Origin of the sequence: Pseudomonas sp. CVAP#3 (assembly GCF_018986375.1) — a bacterium.
Classification (GTDB): Bacteria; Pseudomonadota; Gammaproteobacteria; order Pseudomonadales; family Pseudomonadaceae; genus Aquipseudomonas; species Aquipseudomonas helvetica.
Genome location: NZ_JAHMSC010000007.1, coordinates 282,025 through 301,990, shown reverse-complemented (window position 1 = coordinate 301,990; position 19,966 = coordinate 282,025). Strand labels below are relative to the sequence as shown.

Annotated in this window: 17 protein-coding genes; 8 read left to right on the top strand and 9 right to left on the bottom strand. The window is 60.3% G+C overall.

Annotated features, from left to right (window positions below; genetic code table 11):
* Positions 1–95 precede the first annotated feature (95 nt).
* A complete protein-coding gene (locus KRR23_RS15150; RefSeq protein WP_367880654.1) occupies positions 96–539 on the bottom strand; it encodes a hypothetical protein in 444 nt (147 codons plus the stop codon).
* Positions 540–822: 283 nt separating this feature from the next.
* Between KRR23_RS15150 and KRR23_RS15145 the strand changes: the two genes are divergently transcribed.
* Positions 823–1,209, top strand: coding sequence for a hypothetical protein (locus KRR23_RS15145; protein ID WP_216743158.1), 387 nt, complete (start codon positions 823–825; stop codon positions 1,207–1,209).
* 9 nt (positions 1,210–1,218) lie between these two features.
* Here the strand turns inward: KRR23_RS15145 and KRR23_RS15140 are convergent, their stop codons facing one another.
* Positions 1,219–1,443: a YgdI/YgdR family lipoprotein gene (locus tag KRR23_RS15140; RefSeq protein WP_054597322.1), complete on the bottom strand. Its 225-nt coding sequence runs from the start codon at positions 1,441–1,443 to the stop codon at positions 1,219–1,221.
* A gap of 501 nt (positions 1,444–1,944) precedes the next feature.
* Between KRR23_RS15140 and KRR23_RS15135 the strand changes: the two genes are divergently transcribed.
* Both KRR23_RS15135 and KRR23_RS15130 read left to right on the top strand, forming a co-directional pair.
* Entirely contained in the window at positions 1,945–3,597 is a 1,653-nt protein-coding gene (locus KRR23_RS15135) for a VRR-NUC domain-containing protein (protein ID WP_367880653.1), read from the top strand.
* Positions 3,594–5,858: an ATP-dependent DNA helicase gene (locus tag KRR23_RS15130; RefSeq protein ID WP_216743157.1), complete on the top strand. Its 2,265-nt coding sequence runs from the start codon at positions 3,594–3,596 to the stop codon at positions 5,856–5,858. Before KRR23_RS15135 ends, KRR23_RS15130 begins: the two co-directional genes overlap by 4 nt.
* Before the next feature lie 15 nt (positions 5,859–5,873).
* On the opposite strand, the gene KRR23_RS15125 is transcribed toward KRR23_RS15130, so the two are convergent.
* The 5 genes from KRR23_RS15125 to KRR23_RS15105 all read right to left on the bottom strand — a co-directional run bounded on the left by KRR23_RS15125 (position 5,874) and on the right by KRR23_RS15105 (position 11,243).
* A complete protein-coding gene (locus KRR23_RS15125) occupies positions 5,874–6,671 on the bottom strand; it encodes a DJ-1/PfpI family protein (RefSeq protein ID WP_216743156.1) in 798 nt (265 codons plus the stop codon).
* A gap of 108 nt (positions 6,672–6,779) precedes the next feature.
* On the bottom strand, positions 6,780–7,277 hold the full coding sequence (locus KRR23_RS15120; RefSeq protein WP_216743155.1) for a GNAT family N-acetyltransferase: 498 nt from the start codon (positions 7,275–7,277) through the stop codon (positions 6,780–6,782).
* A gap of 36 nt (positions 7,278–7,313) precedes the next feature.
* Positions 7,314–8,624, bottom strand: coding sequence for an FAD-binding oxidoreductase (locus KRR23_RS15115; RefSeq protein WP_216743154.1), 1,311 nt, complete (start codon positions 8,622–8,624; stop codon positions 7,314–7,316).
* The gene (locus KRR23_RS15110; RefSeq protein ID WP_216743153.1) at positions 8,621–9,709 is read right to left on the bottom strand and encodes a polyamine ABC transporter substrate-binding protein; all 1,089 of its coding nucleotides are present in this window, start codon (positions 9,707–9,709) and stop codon (positions 8,621–8,623) included. The genes KRR23_RS15115 and KRR23_RS15110 overlap by 4 nt, the downstream gene beginning before the upstream one ends.
* Before the next feature lie 175 nt (positions 9,710–9,884).
* Positions 9,885–11,243, bottom strand: a complete 1,359-nt coding sequence (locus KRR23_RS15105; protein WP_216743152.1) for a glutamine synthetase family protein — start codon at positions 11,241–11,243, stop codon at positions 9,885–9,887.
* 173 nt (positions 11,244–11,416) lie between these two features.
* On the opposite strand from KRR23_RS15105, the gene KRR23_RS15100 reads away from it, so the two are divergent.
* Entirely contained in the window at positions 11,417–12,349 is a 933-nt protein-coding gene (locus KRR23_RS15100; protein ID WP_216743151.1) for a helix-turn-helix domain-containing protein, read from the top strand.
* Here KRR23_RS15100 and KRR23_RS15095 read toward each other — a convergent pair.
* Both KRR23_RS15095 and KRR23_RS15090 read right to left on the bottom strand, forming a co-directional pair.
* Positions 12,346–12,942, bottom strand: a complete 597-nt coding sequence (locus tag KRR23_RS15095; protein WP_216743150.1) for a cupin domain-containing protein — start codon at positions 12,940–12,942, stop codon at positions 12,346–12,348. The two genes, KRR23_RS15100 and KRR23_RS15095, sit on opposite strands and share 4 nt — an antisense overlap.
* A gap of 88 nt (positions 12,943–13,030) precedes the next feature.
* The gene (locus tag KRR23_RS15090; protein WP_216743149.1) at positions 13,031–14,992 is read right to left on the bottom strand and encodes an FAD-dependent oxidoreductase; all 1,962 of its coding nucleotides are present in this window, start codon (positions 14,990–14,992) and stop codon (positions 13,031–13,033) included.
* 325 nt (positions 14,993–15,317) lie between these two features.
* Here KRR23_RS15090 and KRR23_RS15085 point away from each other — a divergent pair, with 325 nt between their 5' ends.
* From KRR23_RS15085 to KRR23_RS15070, 4 genes are all read left to right on the top strand, one after another.
* Positions 15,318–15,965, top strand: coding sequence for a TetR family transcriptional regulator C-terminal domain-containing protein (locus KRR23_RS15085; protein ID WP_216743148.1), 648 nt, complete (start codon positions 15,318–15,320; stop codon positions 15,963–15,965).
* Positions 15,966–16,057: 92 nt separating this feature from the next.
* Complete coding sequence (locus KRR23_RS15080; RefSeq protein WP_216743147.1) at positions 16,058–16,774, top strand: response regulator; 717 nt, start codon at positions 16,058–16,060, stop codon at positions 16,772–16,774.
* Between the two features lie 5 nt (positions 16,775–16,779).
* Complete coding sequence (locus KRR23_RS15075; protein WP_216743146.1) at positions 16,780–17,553, top strand: ABC transporter substrate-binding protein; 774 nt, start codon at positions 16,780–16,782, stop codon at positions 17,551–17,553.
* Entirely contained in the window at positions 17,550–19,811 is a 2,262-nt protein-coding gene (locus KRR23_RS15070) for an ATP-binding protein (protein WP_216743145.1), read from the top strand. The genes KRR23_RS15075 and KRR23_RS15070 overlap by 4 nt, the downstream gene beginning before the upstream one ends.
* Positions 19,812–19,966 lie beyond the last annotated feature (155 nt).

Sequence of the window (19,966 nt, the reverse complement as noted above, 5' to 3'; positions counted from 1 at the left end):
CCAGCGGGAGCAAGCTCCCTCGCCACAACTGCGGATGTGCCTGAAACATCGGCTTAAGTGAACAGCATTACGGTTCGCGTCGGGCTTTTCAGCGTTTATTCATAGTGAATCACGATGCCCTTGAGCTTGCGTCTCTGCTCGCTGTGGAGATCCCGGTCCAGCGGAAGCGCAGCGCTGACGTAATCCGAAATGGGTAGGGTCATGTCGTAGATCACCACCACCGCATCGCCGCCGATTTTTGCCGCTTCTTCACGCAGTCTCTGCTCGAACTCGCTGACGGGCGGGGCCGGCTGCGTGCGTGTGTGCAGAATCACTTCACCCAACCGCGTGTACGGTCGTGTCGGCGCGGTACGCAGTATTTGCACCGAGTCCGGGGACGTGGCGGTTGTGTGCTGGGCCCCGGCGTATTCGGTGGTGTGAGCGTGGATACTGCTGCACGCACTGAGTCCGAATACGGCAAGGGCCAGTGCCAGAACTTTGAAGCCGGGCAGGGGAAGCGCGAAGTCCTTATCGCTCAAAGGGCGTTGTAGGGGCTGCACGCTAGTAATTCCTTCTGATTGAAAAAGGTGACCTGTCGCTACACGGCAGGCTCAAATACCGGACAAAAGCATCTCCCCGGGATCAGGAAAACGCCCGTCGACTCTGAAAAGCATAGCCACAATGTTCCGGTGAGCCAGACGTAAATTAGAATTTTGCGCGTGTGCCCCGGTTTTTTTTTGCCATGGCATTAAACCACCGGGCAGGTCATGCGTTTCCAGAGGGCGCCACCTTCGAGCAGCACAGACACCAGGCGCGGTGAACCGAAACAGGAGATTGAACACAGTGAGTAACAGCAAGAGGCAGGCAGTCGCAGCGGCGCTGATGATGTTATCGGCGAGCGCGATAGCTGAGGAGTTGCCTCATGGCTCGATTTTGAACCGGTACGGCGTGACCGCCGATCAACTGCCAACACCCGCACAGGTTGAACAGACCGAGCCTGAACCCGAGAACAGCCGTTTCCAGATTCAGCCGGAACAACCCTGGGTGAAACTGAGCCTGGGTGATGGCAAGCAACCGCCCGTGACCGGCAATATCAGCATCGACAACGCAAATGCCCGGGAATACGAGCGCTGCCAAACGATCAGGGGGCAATTGCTGCGACGCGGCGGGCAGGTCATTTCCTGCGATAACAGTATCCCGGGGCAAGACCCTGCATTGCAGATGCCCTGAGGCTTTCGATCATTTTCCTGTGCGGATGGTGGCGACGTCGTCCGCCTTGACCTTGATCTTGGCGTCGGAAATGTCCTTGAACTCAATGAAACCGTCTGTGCCTTTGGTTTTCGGCGTGTCCTGGGTCAAATATTGGGTGCCGTTCTGCAACGTCACCACCGTTGGCGACGCGCAACCGCCTAATGCCAGCAAGCCTACGATCGCCAAGGGCATGCTCAGAATGCGGATATTCATCAATAAACCTCTCTTACAGAATTCTTTTGATCGTCTCGACGCACAGATGCGTCATTTCGATACCGACCGTTGTTGGTGTCATTCACTCCAGGAAAGTTCGGTTTATGGCGGAAAAAGCCACCAAACCGGCTGATGACGATCAGTCGACTCAAGCCCCTCACCCTAACCCTCCCGAAACGTCGGACCGCCCCAGGGGGCGAGGGGACTGACCGAGGTGTTCTTTCGAGTTACATCGACCTGAAAGTCCGAGTCGAACTCAGGTTTTGAAAGGCTTGGAGATCTGCTCCCTTTCCCCCTCGCCCCCATGGGGCGGTCCGACGTTTCGGGAGGGCTGGGGTGAGGGGTGGATTTCGGATCAGAACAGAGCATCCAGACACTAAATTTCCTCAACTGACCGTCCCTGGCAAAACCGGCCACTGATCTTTTTCCATTTGCCAGCACCGGGCTCAGCTGATATCTGTACGCATAACCAGTATCTGCTCGCCATGGCGCTTTCTATTTGTGACAGTCAATCCGCTCGAAGATCCGTTCTATTACCTGAACAACTTCCAACAAGTGCTCGCCTGGCTTGAGCAGCGCTATGCCGATGTGCTCAGCCTGGAAGAGCAGCAATTCATCGTTGATTTTGGCCAGTTGCCGCGCGCCTCTCAGGCACTGCTGGTCAGGATGGTCATGCGCAAGGGCGAGCATTTTCGCCTCGGCAAGTTGCATTACGCCGAAATTGGCGAGATCGCCCGCGCGGCAGAACCCTTGCTGACCCTTGGCTGGGTTGACGAACAGGCGCCACTTTCGATTGAGCAACTGTTCGAGGTGCTGCTCAAACCGGAAATCCTTCAGTGCTTCAGCACGGCCATCGAACAACCCAAAGCGAAGAAGTCCGAGTGGCTGGCCGCACTGAGCGAGCAGTTCACCGAGGCGCAGTCCTTCAAGACCTGGTGCCCGACGCTGGATGACCGGTTGTTGAGCCTGACCATCATGGATCTGTGCGATCGGCTGCGGCTGATGTTCTTCGGCAACCTGTATCAGGACTGGTCGGAGTTTGTCCTGGCGGATCTTGGGATTTTTACGTACGAGAAAGTCGAGTTTTGCGCCGAGTCCCGAGGCTTGCGCAGTCGTGACGACGTCGAGGCGTTTCTCTATCTGCACGACTGTCAGCTGCGTTTTGAAGCCGGGGAGCCGCTGGAACAAGTCGTCGAACAGATCCGTACATTGCAAACCGCCAACCCCTGGCTTGAGCGGCGACGCGCCAAGCTGCTGTTTCAGATCGGGCAACATTGCGAGCGCATCGCCGATTTCCCGGCAGCGCTGACGATCTACCGCGAATGTGCGTACCCCGGCGCCAGGTTGCGCTTGATTCGGGTGCTGGAACGTTGCGCCGAGTTTCAATTGGCCCTGGAGTTGGCGACCCACGCCGAACACGCGCCAGAGAGTGCCGCCGAGCAACAACAGCTGTCACGGGTGCTGCCCCGGTTGCGGCGTAAACTCGGCGGCCCGCCGGCGCCTCGGGTCAAGACGCGCGAGGTTGAGCGCCTGGACCTGAGCCTGCCGCGAATCGACCCGGCACTGTCAGTCGAGTTCTACGTGCAGGCCCATCTCGATGAACCCACGGCACCGGTGCATTACGTCGAGAACAGCCTGATCAATTCGTTGTTCGGGCTGCTCTGCTGGCCGGCGATTTTCGCACCGTTGCCCGGGGCATTTTTTCACCCTTTCCAGCGTGGGCCGGTGGACCTGCTCAGCGAGGATTTTCATTCCCGGCGTGCCGGGCTGTTCCAGGTGTGCCTGGCAGAACTGGACGATGGGCGTTATGCCGAGACCATCCGCCAGCGTTTTCGCGCCAAATCAGGCGTGCAATCACCCTTTGTGTTTTGGGGCGTACTGACCGAAGAGCTGCTTGAGCAGGCGCTGGACTGTCTGCCGGCTGAACACCTCAAGCACTGGTTCCATCGACTGTTGCTGGACATCAAGGCCAATCGCGCCGGGATGCCGGACCTGATCCAGTTCTGGCCGCAGCACAAGACCTACCGGATGATCGAAGTCAAAGGCCCGGGCGATCGGCTGCAAGACAACCAACTGCGCTGGCTGGAGTTCTGCCACCAGCACCAGATGCCTATCGCTGTCTGTTATGTGCAATGGGTGGAGCACGAGGCGTGAGCTACAGCGTTGCGGTGCGTGCGTTATGTGAGTTCACCGCCAAGATCGGTGATCTCGACCTGCGTTTCACCCCGTCGCCGACAGCCCTGGAGGGCATCGTCGGTCACCGCACCGTCGCCTCGCGGCGCAGTGAGACCTATCAAAACGAAGTGGCCCTTGAAGGCGAATATCGGCAGTTGACGGTCAGGGGCAGGGCGGACGGTTATGATCCTGGCCAGAACCGCCTTGAGGAAATCAAAACCTACCGTGGCGAACTGGAACGGATGCCGGCCAACCACCGTCAGTTGCATTGGGCCCAGGCGAAAATCTACGGCTGGCTGATGTGTCAGAAACTGCAGTTGGCCGAGATCAAGCTGGCGCTGGTGTACTTCGATATCGTCAGCGAAAAGGAAACCAGCCTGGTCGAAACCTGGAGCGCGCTTGAGCTGGAGCGTTTCTTCACGCTGCAGTGCGGGCTGTTTTTGCAGTGGGCCGAGCAGGAAATGGTCCATCGCGAAGCGCGCAATCAGGCCGCGCAGGCGCTGGGCTTTGCATACCCGGATTTCCGCCCGGGGCAACGTCACCTCGCCGAATCGGTGTTCAAGGCCGTCAGCACCGGTCGCTGCCTGATGGCCCAGGCTCCGACCGGCATCGGCAAGACGGTCGGCACGTTGTTCCCGATGCTCAAGGCGTTGGCGCCACAACAGATCGACAAGGTGTTCTTTCTCACCGCCAAGACTCCCGGACGCAAATTGGCGCTGGATGCGGCACAGGTGATCGTCGACAACAGCGACGGTTTACCGTTGCGAGTGCTTGAGATGATTGCGCGCGACAAAGCCTGCGAGCACCTGGACAAAGCCTGTCACGGCGAATCCTGTCCGTTGGCGAAAGGCTTTTACGATCGCTTGCCGGCGGCCCGCGAGGCGGCGAGTCAGGTGACGCTGCTCAATCAGGCGGCTCTGCGCAAGATCGCCCTGGAACATCAGGTATGTCCGTATTACCTGAGCCAGGAAATGGCCCGCTGGGCTGACGTAGTGGTTGCCGACTACAACTACTATTTCGACTTCAGTGCGTTGTTGTTCGGTTTGGCCCAGGCTAACCAGTGGAAGGTCGCGGTGCTGGTGGATGAGGCCCACAACCTGGTGGAGCGCGGTCGGCAGATGTACAGCGCCAGCCTCGATCAATTCGCCTTGAATACGCTGCGCAAAAGCGCTCCCGAGGTGCTGAAGAAGAGCTTGCAGCGGGTCAACCGTGAATGGAACGCGCTGCACAAAACCCAGATCAGCCCTTATCAGGCTTACGCCAAGGCCCCGGAAAAACTGTTGCAAGCGCTGTCGCTCTGCACGACCGCCATCGGCGATTACCTCAATGATCACCCGCAGGGGCTGGACGCTGCTTTGCAGAGCTTCTATTTCGAAGCGCTGCAATTCAGCCGGGTCGCCGAACTGTTCGATGAGCATTTCCTGTTCGACATCAGCAAGCGCGACCTCGGCAACACGCGCAGCCTTTCGCAGCTGTGCCTGCGCAATGTGGTGCCAGCCGGTTTCATCCGCCCGCGTCTGACGGCGGCGCGCAGCACCGTGATGTTTTCCGCGACCTTGAGCCCGCAGCGCTATTACGCCGACCTGCTCGGGTTGCCGGCTACCACGGTGTGGATCGACGTTGAGTCGCCGTTCAGCGCCGAGCAGCTCAAGGTGCAGATTGTCAGTCAAATCTCCACCCGTTTCGTGCACCGGCAGGCCTCGCTTGCGCCGATTGTCGAGTTGATGGCCCGACAGTTCATTGAGCGTCCCGGCAATTACCTGGCGTTCTTCAGCAGCTTTGATTATCTACAACAGGTGGCGCAGCTGTTTGCCGAGACTTGGCCGCAGATCAACCTGTGGTCACAGTCACGCGGGATGGACGAAGCCCGGCGTCAGGGCTTTCTGGAGCAGTTCACGCCCACCAGCCAGGGCATCGGTTTTGCGGTGTTGGGCGGGGCGTTCGGCGAAGGTATCGACTTGCCGGGCTCACGCTTGATCGGTGCGTTCATCGCGACCCTGGGACTGGCGCAACTGAACCCGGTCAACGAGCAGCTGAAGCAGCGCATGGCGGCGATTTTCGGCGCCGGTTACGACTACACCTACCTGTTTCCCGGTGTGCAGAAGGTGGTGCAAGCCGCCGGGCGGGTGATTCGTACCCAGCAGGATCAAGGCGTGGTGATGCTGATCGATGACCGCTTTGGCGAAAGCAAGGTTCAGCAGTTGTTGCCGCGCTGGTGGTCGGTCAGCGGGCGCGTGTGAGACGCGCCGCCGCCGTCAATGCATGCCGACTGTCCGGTCGGCCCGGCGCGAGGTCTGAACACTGCGTGCCTGGTGCACCATGCTGACCAGCTCCGCGGCAAAACGGTGGCAGTCGCCCGGCCAACGTGCGGTCAACAGGTTGCCGTCATGCACGATAAATCCGTATTGCGGGTTTTCTGTCGAATCACGTTGCGAGAATCTTGGCCCCGGCAAGAAGTCATGGACGCTCGCCAATGCGGCGGTGACTTCGGCCTGCACCGTTTGCGAATAGGTGCGGTAGTAGCGGCCGAGCCACGGCGCAGTAAGCCACCAGGCTGGCAGCTCCATGGTGTTGGCCAGCAACGCGGTCACCTTGCGCCCGTGCAGCACCGAAAAAACGTTGTCGGCATCCAGCGTGCGGGCCAGCAGCAAGACACCGTGGCAGACCGCCGCAACCGGTTTCTGTGCATCAAAGAAGTGCCGGACAATCTGCCGGGCGTCTTCGGACTCCAGCAAACTGCGCATGCCCTTGGCGTGGCCGCCCGGAATCACCAGCCCCTCGTACTGCTCGGGGTCTACTTCGGCGTAGGCCATGGGTGATTTGAAACGCTCGTCGGCGGTCATGGCCGCGTAACACTGAAGATCTTCCTTGCGGGTCATCAGCAGCGAGTTCAGTGGCCCGAAACCGATGTCCACCAGTCGCGCATCGGCGTAGGCCGGCAAGCCTTTTGGCGTCGCGAAGCGCACCTCGATTCCGGCGTCATGCAACGCCTGCCAGGGCACACTGCTTTCAGTGGGGTCGTAGTCAGCCTGAGGTAACAGGAAAAGCAGCATGCTCAAAGCCTCGAGTCGTCAGCGCCGGGGATCGTCTATTGCTCTGAGTCTGGACGCAGGGACTGGACTTCGCCAGCCGTTGCCTGCCGATTTGATGCTGGCAGCGGCTCAAGCCTCAGTGAACCGAAACTTGAACAACGTGCACGGGTAGCCGTCGACGGGAAGCTGATGACGAGTGAACTGACCCAGGGTCAGCTCAGGGATGATTTTTGACCAAAACGCCTGGGCCGGCTGATTGGCATCGATATGAAAAATCTGCCACTGACCGGGAAGCTGCTGGAGCAGGGCAGACACTACAAACTTGCCAACGCCGCGGCCTCGATAGCGGCGGCTGACGAAGAGATAACCGATGTTGTACTGCACGTCGTCGAAACGAACTTCGTCGTCAACCGTCACGAACCCGGCGATCTCCCCGTCAACCTTGATCAGGAACGGCTGCGTCGCAGGCTTTCGCCAGTAGTCGAGTTTTGGCTGAATATTGAAAAAGCCATGGGCGCCAAACTCCAGCGGCAGCCACTCGCTGAAATCGTACATATAGAACTGCATCAGGTTTTCGATGCAGTCCATTTCATCCCGTTGTGCGCGGTGCAGTTCGATCGCGGCCATTACCCAAAGCTCCAGACGATTCGATGGCGATGGCCATTAACCTAGCACCTCACGCAAACGATGCCACAACATGCCCAGTGCCAGCAGCGGCGTGCGCAATGCACGGCCACCTGGAAAGGTCATGTGCGGCACTGCGCTGAAGACGTCCAGGCCGTGGCTGTGTCCGGCATGAATCGCTTCGGCCAGCAATCGCGCGGTCCAGTGTGTGACGTTGAGGCCATGTCCGGAATAGCCTTGGGCATAAAACACGTTCGGGTACTGCGACAACCGCCCGACCTGAGGGAAGCGATTGGCGGTGATGCCGATCCTGCCGCCCCATTGATAGTCGATGCGTGCATCGGCCAGCTGCAGGAACACCTTGAGCATTTTCGGGCGCATGTAGGCGGCGATGTCCGCTGGATCGCGCCCGGAATAATGGCAGGCGCCGCCAAACAGCAAGCGCCGGTCTGCTGATAATCGGTAATAGTCGAGTCCGACCTTCTGGTCGCACAGCGCCAGGTTCTGCGGGATCAATTCGGCGGCAGCCTGCGCTGACAATGGCTCGGTCGCGATGATGTAACTCCCCGCCGGCAGCACCTTGCCGCTGAGCCGTGGTTCCAGATCCTCCAGGTGCGCGTTGCAGGCCAGCACCAGACTGCCGGCGCGCACCGTGCCGCCTGCGCAGCGAACCTGCACGGTGCTGCCATGGATGATCTCCAGCACCGGGCTTTGCTCGAAAATCCGCACCCCCAGCGACTCGGCGACCCGAGCCTCGCCGAGCACCAGATTCAGCGGGTGCAGATGACCGGAGCCCATGTCCACCAGTCCGCCGGCGTAGACACTGGAGTTCACAACCTGACGCATGTCTTCGGGCCTGACGAGGCGGGTTGCATGGGCATAACCCTGGGTGCTGAGAGTTTCTTGCTCCAACTGAAACGCGGCAAACTGCCCGGGAGTATTGGCCAGTTCGCAAAACCCCCAACGCAGGTCGCAGTCGATGCCGTGCTCGCGGATGCGATTGCCCACCACCTCGACCGATTCGATGCCAGCGCGCTCCAGATAGCGCACGCCTTCCTGACCGACGTAACGGGCAAAGCCCGAAACGTCGTGGCCAATGCCGCGGATCAACTGCCCGCCATTGCGGCCGCTGGCACCCCAGCCGATCCGCCGCCCCTCCAGCAGAATCACCGAGAGCCCGCGCTGGGCCAGCTCAATCGCGGTGTTGACGCCGGTAAAGCCGCCGCCAATCACGCAGACGTCGGCTTGCAGATCCGACGTCAGCGTCGGGTGTTGCACCATCACGTTGGCGGAGGCGTTGTAATAGGAGCGGGCGTGCTCCGCCGACAGGTTTATAGCGATCTGATTCATTTATTGGACTTCACTTTGCTCCAGGAGCGGGTCATCACGCGCATGATTTCCGCTGTCGGTGTGGTCGAGATATACAGCTTGTCCAGCACCGCCTGGGAGGGGTAAACCTCTGGATTGTTCACCAGCTCCGCGTCCATGAACTGCTTGGCCGCAGGGTTGGGGTTGGCGTAGCCGACGGTGGCGCTGACCTTGGCGATCACCTCTGGCTCCAGCAGGTAGTTGATGAATTCGTGGGCTTGTTTGGCGTTGCCGGCGTCGGCAGGCACGGCCAGCAAGTCGAACCACAGGTTGCTGCCTTCCTTGGGAATCGCATAGGCGATGTTCACGCCGTTCTTCGCTTCCTTGGCGCGGTTTGCCGCCTGGAACACGTCCCCCGAGTAGCCGAAGGCGATGCAGATGTCGCCGTTGGCCAGGTCCGACACGTACTTGGAGGAGTGGAAATAGGTGATGTACGGACGCAGCGTCAGCAGCTTGGCTTCGGCTTTTTTGTAGTCTTCGACATTCGAGCTGAGTGGGTCCATGCCCATGTAGTTGAGCACCGCCGGGAATACTTCGTCGGGCGAATCCATCATCGACACGCCACACTGGCTGAGCTTTTTCAGGTTTTCCGGTTCGAACAGCACGGCCCAGGAGTCGATGTGATCGACACCCAGCACTTTTTTGATCTTGTCGACGTTGTAGCCGATGCCGTTGGTGCCCCACAGGTACGGTACCGAATGCGCGTTACCCCGGTCGTTCTTCTCCAGCAGTGCCAGCAATTTAGGGTCGAGTTTTTTCCAGTTCGGCAGCTGCGAGCGGTCCAGTTTGAGGAACGCGCCGGCTTTGACCTGACGCGCCAGGAAATGGTTAGAAGGCACCACCACGTCATACCCGGTACGCCCGGCGAGCAGTTTGCCTTCCAGGGTTTCATTGGAGTCGAATACGTCGTAGATGACCTTGATACCGGTTTTCGCCTGGAAGTCGGCGAGGGTGGTCGTACCGATATAGTCGGTCCAGTTGTACACACTGACGCTCGGCTGCGCTTGCGCGCCGAGGCTGCAGAACAGCGCGAGCGCTGCGGGAACAACTGATTTCAATAGACGCATTTCGACACCTCTTTGAATGATTGTTTTCGATGTTTGTTGCACTGATCGTTCCCATGCTCTGCGTGGGAACGCAGCTCGGGACGCTCCGCGTCCCAGAAGCGGACGCGGAGCGTCCGTTGAGGCATTCCCACGCAGAGCGTGGGAATGATCTGCGTGAGGATGATCATTCGGTGTGTCAGACACTCAGCAACAGGAACTCGCGCTCCCAGGAACTGATCACCCGTTTGAAGTTTTCGTGCTCGGCGCGCTTGACCGCGACGTAGCCGCGGACGAACTTGGCCCCCAGGTAACGCTCGATGGTCGGGCAATCTTCCATATGCGCCAGTGCATCCTCGATGGTGATCGGCAGGCGCAGGTTGCGTCGCTCGTAGGCGCGGCCCTGCACCGGTGCGCTCGATTCGATGCGTTCGATCATGCCCAGGTATCCGCACAACAGGCTGGCGGCGATGGCCAGGTACGGGTTGGCATCGGCGCCCGGCAAACGGTTTTCCACGCGCATGGCCTCGGGACCGGAGGTCGGTACGCGCAGTCCGACGGTGCGGTTTTCTTCGCCCCACTCGACGTTCACCGGTGCCGAGGTGTCCGGCAGGAAGCGGCGGAACGAGTTGACGTTGGGCGCGAACATCGGCAGCAGTTTTGGAATGTACTTTTGCAGACCGCCGATGTGGTGCAGGAACAGCTCGCTCATCTGCCCGTCGCTGTCGGCGAAGATCGGCTTGCCGGTGGCGATGTCGACCACGCTCTGATGCAGGTGCATGGCGCTGCCTGGTTCGTCGCCGATCGGCTTGGCCATGAAGGTCGCGGTGACGTTGTGCTTGAGCGCCGCTTCGCGCAGGGTGCGCTTGAACACGGTGATCTGGTCGGCCAGATCCAGCGCATCGCCGTGACGGAAGTTGATTTCCATCTGCGCCGGGCCGTCTTCGTGGATTAGCGTGTCGAGGTCCAGACCTTGCAGTTCGCACCAGTCGTAGACGTCTTCGAACAGCGGATCGAATTCGTTGGCCGCATCGATGGAAAACGATTGGCGACCGCTTTCGGCGCGGCCCGAGCGACCCAATGGCGCCTTGAGCGGCAAGTCCGGATCTTCGCAGCGCTGGGTCAGGTAGAACTCCATTTCCGGTGCCACAATCGGCTGCCAGCCCTTGTCGGCATAGAGCTTGAGGACTTTCTTCAAGACGTTGCGCGGCGACAGTTCGATCGGATTGCCGAGCTTGTCAAAGGTGTCGTGAATTACGATGGCGGTCGGCTCGATCGCCCACGGCACCACGTAAATCGCTGAAGAATCCGGCCGGCAAACCATGTCGATATCGGCAGGGTCGAGCAGGTCGTAGTAAATGTCATCGTCGACAAAGTCCCCGGTTACCGTTTGCAACAGCACACTTTCCGGCAGGCGCATGCCTCGCTCATGCAGGAACTTGTTGGTGGGCGCTATCTTGCCGCGAGCGATACCGGTCAGGTCACTGACCACGCATTCGACTTCGGTAATCTTGTGTTCTTTCAGCCATGAAGACAGCTGATCGAAAGGGGCATTCATAAAGACCTCGTGGTTGGTTTTGTCAGCGCCAGAGTCGGTCTCTGCATTCCGTGCAAGCGGCGAGAGACTTCCCCTGTAGCGCGTTGACGACTATCTTGGTCGACGCGTTTCGATCCATCTATCCACTTTAAGCAGAACCAAAGCGCACCAAAAAAGTGCGTACAGGTCATTCCATGACAGAGTCAAATCCCTTGCACGTGCAGGCTTTCAACACCGCTGATGTCGCCGAACAGATCCGCGCGACGCCTGGGTGGGTGCAGCACTATCAGCAGATGTCGCCGGGGCATTTCGCAGGCCTGGTGCGTTATTTGGACCTGCAAGGCGTGGAGATTTACGAGGAGTGCATGAACACCCGCGTCGAGCAGAATTTCAGCGCGCCGCCGGGCTCGCTGGCGTTCTGTTTCGATCGCAGTGACAACGCGCTGTATGTGCTGAACGGCGAAAGTCGCAACATCTGGATCACGCCGGAGAACTATCAGGAAGTGGCCGTGGTGTTCGGCCCGGAATTCGTTCAGCGCAATGGATTGAACATAGAGCGGCTGGAAGGCCTGTTCATGGCGCCGCTCAACTCGCAGCAGAACGCATTGTTCAGCCGCTGGCTGAGCGGCACCCTGACCCGGCTGTCGCACACCATCGACCCGCCGAGCAAGGGCGCGTTGACCCAACAGCTGCTGGACGACTGCCTGTTTATTCTCGACAACGCCTGCGTTTGCCTGGACCGAGGCGCGTTGCAGCGCCGGGCAGGGGAGCGAACGATCATGAAACGGATCGGTGAATGGGCGGCGGATACACCGGAAGAGAACCTCAATTTGCTGGAGCTTTCCCAGGTCGCCGAAGTCTCGCTGCGTCAGTTGCAACACGCGTTCAAAACCTACACCGGCATGGCGCCGACCCAGTGGCTGCGTTTGCGCAGGCTCAACAGCGCCCGTCGTGAATTGCTCAGCCGCACCGCGACCGACACCACGGTGGCCGAAGTGGCGATGAACTGGTCGTTCTGGCACCTTGGGCGGTTTTCCAGCAGCTACCGGGCGCTGTTCAAGGAATTACCGAGTGACACCTTGAAGCGCGCTTGCGCCACTCAGCCGAATGGGCGCCTGCGCCGTTAAAATGTCGGCGGGGTAATCACCCATATCACCACTGCATCGACGTCGCCGGGGTTGCCATAGCGGTGGGGCTCCTGGCTGGAAAAACTGAAGCTGTCGCCTTCGTTGAGCTGGAAATGACGTTCTGCGACCCACAACTCGAAAGTGCCCGACAGCAGATAACCGGCTTCTTCACCTTCGTGGCTGTAGCTGTGCTGGCTGTAGGTGCCTGGCGGGAAGCGTGAATGGAGCATTTCCAGCTGACGGTTGGGTTGCGGGGTCAGCAATTGGTCGACGATGCCGTCTTCGTAATGCACGCTCATGCGGCTGTTCTTGCGCACCACGTAACCGTGGTCTTCTGGGGCGGTGGTGGCTTCGCTGGCGAAGAACCACTGGATGGTCACGCCCAGGCTTCGGGCGATGTTGAACAGCGCGGGGATCGACGGGTAGGCGAGGTTGCGTTCGAGCTGGCTGATGTAGCCTGCCGTCAACTCACTCAGTTGCGCGAGTTCCGCCAGGGTCATGCCCCGACGTTTGCGCAGGCCGCGAATCCGCGTGCCGAGAAAATGCGGTTCGGCGCTGCCAGTGGCAGGCTGTGTCGTACTGTTGTTGCTCATGGTGAATTCCGAACCGGGCTGATGAGCGCAATCCCTGTGGGAGCAAGCTCGCTCCCACGGGTTATACGGACCCGGAGTATAAACAGCCTCAAAGCTCCCAGGCGACTTTCAAGCCTTCATAAATCGCTTCTTCGGCGGTGCGCGGAGCCAGACAGTCGCCGATCCGCCGAAACTCCACCAGACCTTGCAGCTCGAAACCCAAGGTGTCCACCGGCTGATGGCCCTGACACAGCACCAGCGTATCGATGTTTTCGAAGAGCATCGGTTCGCCGCTGGCGGTGTGTTGCAAGTAGACGGTGTTGTCGTCGCAACCGTAAAGCCGCGCATAAGGTGTGATCGGGATGCCCAGCTTATGCAGTTCGCCAGCCAGTTGATCGCGCACGTACAGCGGCAGGTTTTCCCCGCAATGGGTGCCGTTGACCGCCAGTTGCACCTGATGCCCGGCGCGCACCAGGCGTTCGGCAATGCCGGGGCCGATCCAGTCACAGCGCCAGTCGACTACCACCACTGAACGGCCAATCTTCACCTCATCGCGCAGCACCTGCCAGGCGTCCACCACCTGCAACTCACCGCCACGTTCGAACGCCGGCCAGTAGGGCTCGGCGCCGGTGGCGACGATCACCATGTCCGGCCGTTCGCGCGCAACCAACGCCCGGTCGACGCGGGTATTGCGCACCACGCGCACGCCGGCCAGTTCCATCTCGCGCTGGAGGTTGGTGCTGGCACCGCCGAACTCGCTGCGCCGTGGCAACAGTTGCGCCAACAGCACTTGGCCGCCGAGTTGTGAGCTGGCCTCGTAGAGCGTCACCTCATGCCCGCGTTGCGCAGCCACTGCCGCAGCTTTCATCCCGGCCGGACCACCGCCGGCAATCATGATGCGTTTGCGTTGGGTGGTCGCTTGCCGCTGGCCGAACAGCAGCTCGCGACCGGTTTCCGGGTGCTGGATACAGGAAATCGGCAGACCTTTGTGGAAATGCCCGATACACGCCTGATTGCAGGCGATGCAGGCCCGCACATCTTCGGCGCGCCCGGCGTCGGTCTTGTTGGGCATTTGTGGGTCGCAAATGAGTGCTCGGGTCATGCCGCACACATCGGCCTGGCCACGCGCCAGAATCAGTTCGGCTTCCTGTGGCTGGTTAATGCGCCCGGTGACGAACAACGGAATGCTCAGGCTGGCCTTGAAGGTTCCGGCTTCCTTGGCCAGGTAGGCGGCTTCGATCGCCATCGGCGGCACGATATGCACCGCGCCACCCAACGACGCCGAGGTGCCAGCGACGATGTGCACGTAATCCAGCTGCGTTTGCAGCGATTGGACGGCTTGCAACGACTCGTCTTCGGTGAGCCCCTCGGGGTCGCGCTCGTCGGCGGAAATGCGCAAGCCGATGATGAACTGCTCGTCGGTGTTGGCGCGCACGGCGGCGATCACTTCGCGCAAAAAGCGCAGACGCTGTTGCAGGTCACCGTTGTAGTCGTCGGTGCGGCGGTTGACCCGTGGATTGATGAATTGCGCCGGCAGGTAACCATGGCTGGCGACCACTTCGACGCCGTCGAGCCCGGCCTGATACAGGCGCCTCGCAGCGGCACCATAACCGGCGACGATCTCGTCGATCATCGTCTGATCAAGAGCGCGCGGCATCACCCGAAAACGCTCGTTGGGTACTGCCGAAGGCGAATAGGCGACCGCCAGCAGACCATCGCTGGACTCCATGATCTCGCGTCCCGGATGGAATATCTGCGAGAGCACCACGGTGCCGTGGGCGTGGCAGCTTTGCGCGAGTTTCCGATAGCCATCGATGCAAGCGTCGTCGGTCGCCATCAGCACATGCGAGGTGTAGCGCGCGCTGTCATGCACACCGGCCACTTGCAACACGATCAACCCGACACCGCCTTCGGCGCGCGCCTTGTGATAGGCGATCAGTTGTTCGTTGACCAGGTTGTCGGTGGGCATCGAGGTGTCATGCCCGCTGGACATGATGCGGTTTTTCAGGCGTTTGCCACGAATCTGCAAGGGTTCGAACAGATGCGCAAAAGCTGGGGTCGAGGTCGGCATGGTACGGGTACTCCAGGCGGGCTGAAGCCGAAAGGCCGGGGTTTCGGCGTTGTTATTATTGTCCTATAGAAATTTACCGGCAGTAAAAAATCAACTTGTTTTTTTACTATGGCTTGCAGTAGCTTGTTTTGGCGCCCACTCCTGGGCATAGGTATCTACACAACATTGAAATGCGATGCAGGACAGCTCCCGTGGCAGCTACCGAGCCTTGCGGGAAAACCTCGGATCTGACGCTGGAGACTTTTGTCGCTCTTGCTGTACAGTCGTTTAGCCCGCGGTCTTCCCGGCCGCGGCCCCTAACGATTGATCCAGGAGAGTGTCGCGCATGAGTCAGGAAGCCCGTTTTTCCCGCATGGAGCCGGAGTTGCGCAAGGCCAATCTGATCGAGGCGACGCTGGTGTGCCTCAAGCGACATGGCTTCCAGGGCGCATCGATCCGCAAGATTTCCGCCGAGGCCGGGGTTTCGGTCGGGCTGATCAGCCATCACTATTCGGGCAAGGACGAACTGGTGGCCGAGGCCTACATGTCGATCACCGGACGAGTCATGTGCCTGCTGCGCGAGGCCATGGAACAGGCTGCACCGAATGCCCGCGAGCGTTTGTCGGCGTTCTTCCGCGGCTCGTTTTCCGCCGAGATATTGGACCCGCAACTGCTGGACGCCTGGCTGGCGTTCTGGGGCGCGGTCAAGACCGCAGAGGCAATCAACCAGGCGCACGATCATTCCTATGGCGAGTACCGCGGCGTATTGCGCAAGGTGCTGATGGAGTTGGCGCAGGAGGAGGGCTGGGAACACTTCGATGCCGATCTTGCGGCCATCAGCCTCAGCGCCTTGCTCGACGGCTTGTGGCTGGAGTCGGGACTCAACCCGGGGACCTTTACCCCGGAGCAGGGCATGCAGATTTGCGAAGCCTGGGTCGACGGTTTGCAGGCCGGCGGCCGTCAGCGTTTTTGTTTGCAGACGACTGACTGTTGATCGCCCGTTCAGCAATGGATACTCTCTGGCGCCGGTGCAGGAAAAAACTCTAATAAGAAACACGCCTTCGGGCATACGCAGGATTCCAAGCGATGGCTCCTCGGGTACTGATCGTCGATGACGATCCGCTGATTCGCGAACTGCTGCACGCCTACCTGTCCCAGGAAGGTTATGAGGTGCATTGCGCCGCCACGGCGGAACTCGCCGAAACCTTTCTGGCGAGCCAGACGGTCGATCTGGTGATGCTCGATATTCGCTTGCCGGGCAAGGACGGCCTGACCCTGACCCGGGAGCTGCGGGTCCGTTCGGAAGTCGGGATCATTCTGATCACCGGCCGTAACGATGAAATCGACCGTATCGTCGGCCTTGAATGCGGCGCCGATGACTATGTGATCAAACCCCTTAATCCACGCGAACTGGTGTCCCGGGCAAAAAACCTGGTGCGCCGGGTTCGTCATGCCCAAACGCCGCAACCGGTTGCAGCGATCCCTCGGCCGGTCAAGCAGTTTGCCGCCTGGGCGCTGGACACTGACCGCCGACGGCTGATCGACCACGCGGGCAGCGAAACCCTGCTGACCCATGGCGAGTACCAGTTGCTCAGCGTGTTCCTGCGCAACAGCGGCCACACCTTGAGCCGTGACCAGTTGATGGACCAGATCCGCAACCGCGAGTGGGTGCCTAACGATCGCTCCATCGATGTGCTGGTCGGGCGCTTGCGGCGCAAGTTGAACGACGATCCGGCCGAGCCGCAATTGATCATCACCATCCACGGCGCCGGTTACCTGTTCACCGCCAGCGTCGCGGCCTGAGCCATATGTTGCGGCTGTTTTGGCTGATGTTGGCATTGGTGGCCAACAGCGCGATAGCGGCGGAGAAGGTTCGCTACTGCGATTATCCGGTGTACCCGCCAATCTCCTGGAGCGACGGTAAACAGGTCCGCGGCCTGGCCCCCAGCGTGGTGAAAAACCTCTTCGGCCAACTGGGCTACGAGGTCGAGATCGTCGTGCTGGGCAACTGGAAACGCTGCCTGCTGGACGCCGCCGAAGGCCGGGTCGACGTGGTGCTGGCCTACAGTACCGTGCAACGTGAGCAGAGCATGGTTTTTTCGACGGTGCCGGTATTGCGCGAAGAGGTCGCGCTGTTCACCAATCGTCGGCACCCGGTGCAATTCGAACGCCTGGAGGACCTGGCCCATTACCGGGGCGGGCTGTTGTTCGGTGAAAGCTACGGCGTGGATTTCGATCGCTTGGTCGCCCAACACCAGAACATCGAATGGGTGTCCGACAGCAGCCAGAACTTCGGCAAGCTGATTCGCGGGCGCATCGACTTCATCACGTCGGAACGGCGCACCGGGCAGTTGTACGTCGAAAACCTGCCAGGGGCGCTAGACATCGTGGCCTTGCCTAACGCCTTGAGCGTGGATTATCTGCGGGTTGCGGTGTCACGCCGTTCTCCGCTGGCCAGCCGCATGCCGGACATCGACGCGCAGTTGAAGCGGATGGTCGATGCCGGGGAAATCGACCGTTGGCTGAACGAAAGTGAAGTGACCTATCGCGACATGATCAACCTGCCGGCAGATACGCAATGATTCGCGCACGACCCGGTGGACTGTTGCGGCGCCTGCTGCTGTTCATTCTGTTGTTCAGCCTGTGCTTCACCGTGCTGGCGAGCACCGTGCAACTGTATTTCGAATACCGCCGCGAGATGCGTGACATCGACTCGCGCATGGAGCTGATTCGCGCCGGATACCTGGCCAGCCTGGAGCGCAGCCTCTGGGACCTGAACCAGGAGCAGTTGAATGTGCAACTGCGCGGCCTGGTGGACTTCTCCGATGTGGCCCGGGTTCGTCTGACCAGCCCGGACTTCGATCTGCTGCAAGGCAACCAGGACCCGATCGGACCGTTACGCGTCGAGCGCTTTGAACTGGACTATCAACCGCCGGCAGGTCCTGTGCGGCATCTGGGGCAATTGGAAGTCAGCACCGATCTGGGCGCGGTGCATCAGCGGCTGTTCGCCACCGGTTTGACCAGTCTGTTGTGGATGAGCGTGTTTCTCTGCGGGCTGGCGGTGGCCCTGTCGGGACTGTTTTACCGTCTGGTCACGCGGCACCTGCAAGTCATGGCCGGGTTTGCCCGGCGTATTGCCGCCGGTGACTGGCATGAGCCTTTGCATCTGGACAAGAGCCGCGGCGTCAACGAAGACGAAATCGACACCGTGGCTCACGCCCTGGACGATATGCGCCGGGCGATCCTCAGTGACATTGATCGGCGCGAAACCGATCGCCTGGCGTTGCAGGATAACCGCGATGAACTGCTGAGAATGGTCGAGCGCCGCACGGCCAGCCTGATGCGCGCCAAGGACGAAGCCGAAGCGGCCAACCTCGCCAAGTCGCGGTTTCTGGCGACCATGAGCCACGAACTGCGCACACCGCTCAATGGCATCCTCGGCATGGCCGAGTTGCTGCGTGGCGCCAGTCTTGACGAGCGCGACGGCAAACGTCTGGATGCGCTGTACAAGGCCGGCGAAGGGTTGCTGACGATTCTCAACGAAGTGCTGTATTTCGCCCGGCTGGAAGAGGGCGAAACCCACCCGGAACCGGTCGATTTCTCGGTCCGGCACTTGCTCGACGAGGTGCTGACGCTGCTGGAACCGCGTGCGCTGAGCAATGACACGACACTGCATTGCCGGATCGATCCGCAGGTCGCCGACAGGCACCACGCTGCAGAGCAGTTCTTGCGTCAGGTGTTGAGCAACCTGCTGGCCAACGCGATCAAGTTCACCGAAGGCGGGCGGGTCAGCGTCGAAGTCACGTTACTGGCGCAAGATTCGGGGCAAACCGGCCAACGGCTGCGGCTGAGCGTGACCGACAACGGCATCGGCATTGCTCCGGCGATGCAGGCAAAGATTTTTGAACGCTTTACCCAGGCCAGTGAAGAAGTGGCGCAACGCTTTGGCGGAACCGGACTCGGCCTGGCCATCAGCAAACATCTGGTGGAGCAACTCGGCGGACGAATCGGTGTTCAGAGTGAGATGGGGCAGGGCAGCTGCTTCTGGTTCGAGCTGACGTTGCAACCGGCTACCGGCATGATCGATGCGGTACCGAGCAGCGCAGCGGGTCACGTGCTGAACGTTCTGGTGGTCGAGGACGTGGCGCTGAACCGCGAAGTGGTCAGCGGCTTGCTGCAACGCGACGGGCACCAAGTCTGGCTCGCCGAAGAGGCCGAACAGGCGCTGGCGCAATGCGCGAGCCAGACCTTCGATTTGATCCTGCTCGATGTGCACCTGCCGGGTATCAGCGGCGTCGAGCTGTGCAAACTGATCCGCAGCAGCGCCGGGCCGAACCGTCATAGCCGGATTTTCGCCCTGACTGCCAGTGTGCAACCAGCCCTGGTGCGCGGCTATCTGGATGCCGGCATGGACGGCATTCTCGCCAAACCCTTGAAGCTTGAAAACCTGCGGCAGGTGCTGGCCGGGCAGTCGCCCATACCCGAGCCGCAGCAGGATGACGAGGCGATGGATTGGCTGTTGTTGGACACTCACCGGACCTTGCTCGGCGAACAGAAGGTTCAGGGATTGCTCGCGGTGTTGCGCCACTCGATCACTCAGCATCGGGAGGCGCTAACGGACGCCATCGAAGCCGACGATTGCACCGAAGTTGCCCATCTGGCGCACCGTTTGGCCGGCAGCAGCGACTCATTGGGCTTTCGCGCATTGGCCAACGTGCTGCGCGCACTGGAAGAGGCGGCGCTGGTCAACGATGAGTCGGCGTTGCGGGCGCTGGCACCTCAGGTGCACGAGCAATTGCAGCGTTCGCAACAGACGCTGGCGGACCTGCTGCACGCCTGACGTACAAGCCTGACGTACAAGAATGTTACGACTTTTTACATCTTTGATCGTCACGTTCAACTCGAACTTACACGGGTTTCCAATAATCGACGCAACCGCCGTCAGCGCGGTCTTCGAAGCTTATTGGAGATAATAATAATGAACTGCCGTAAAGC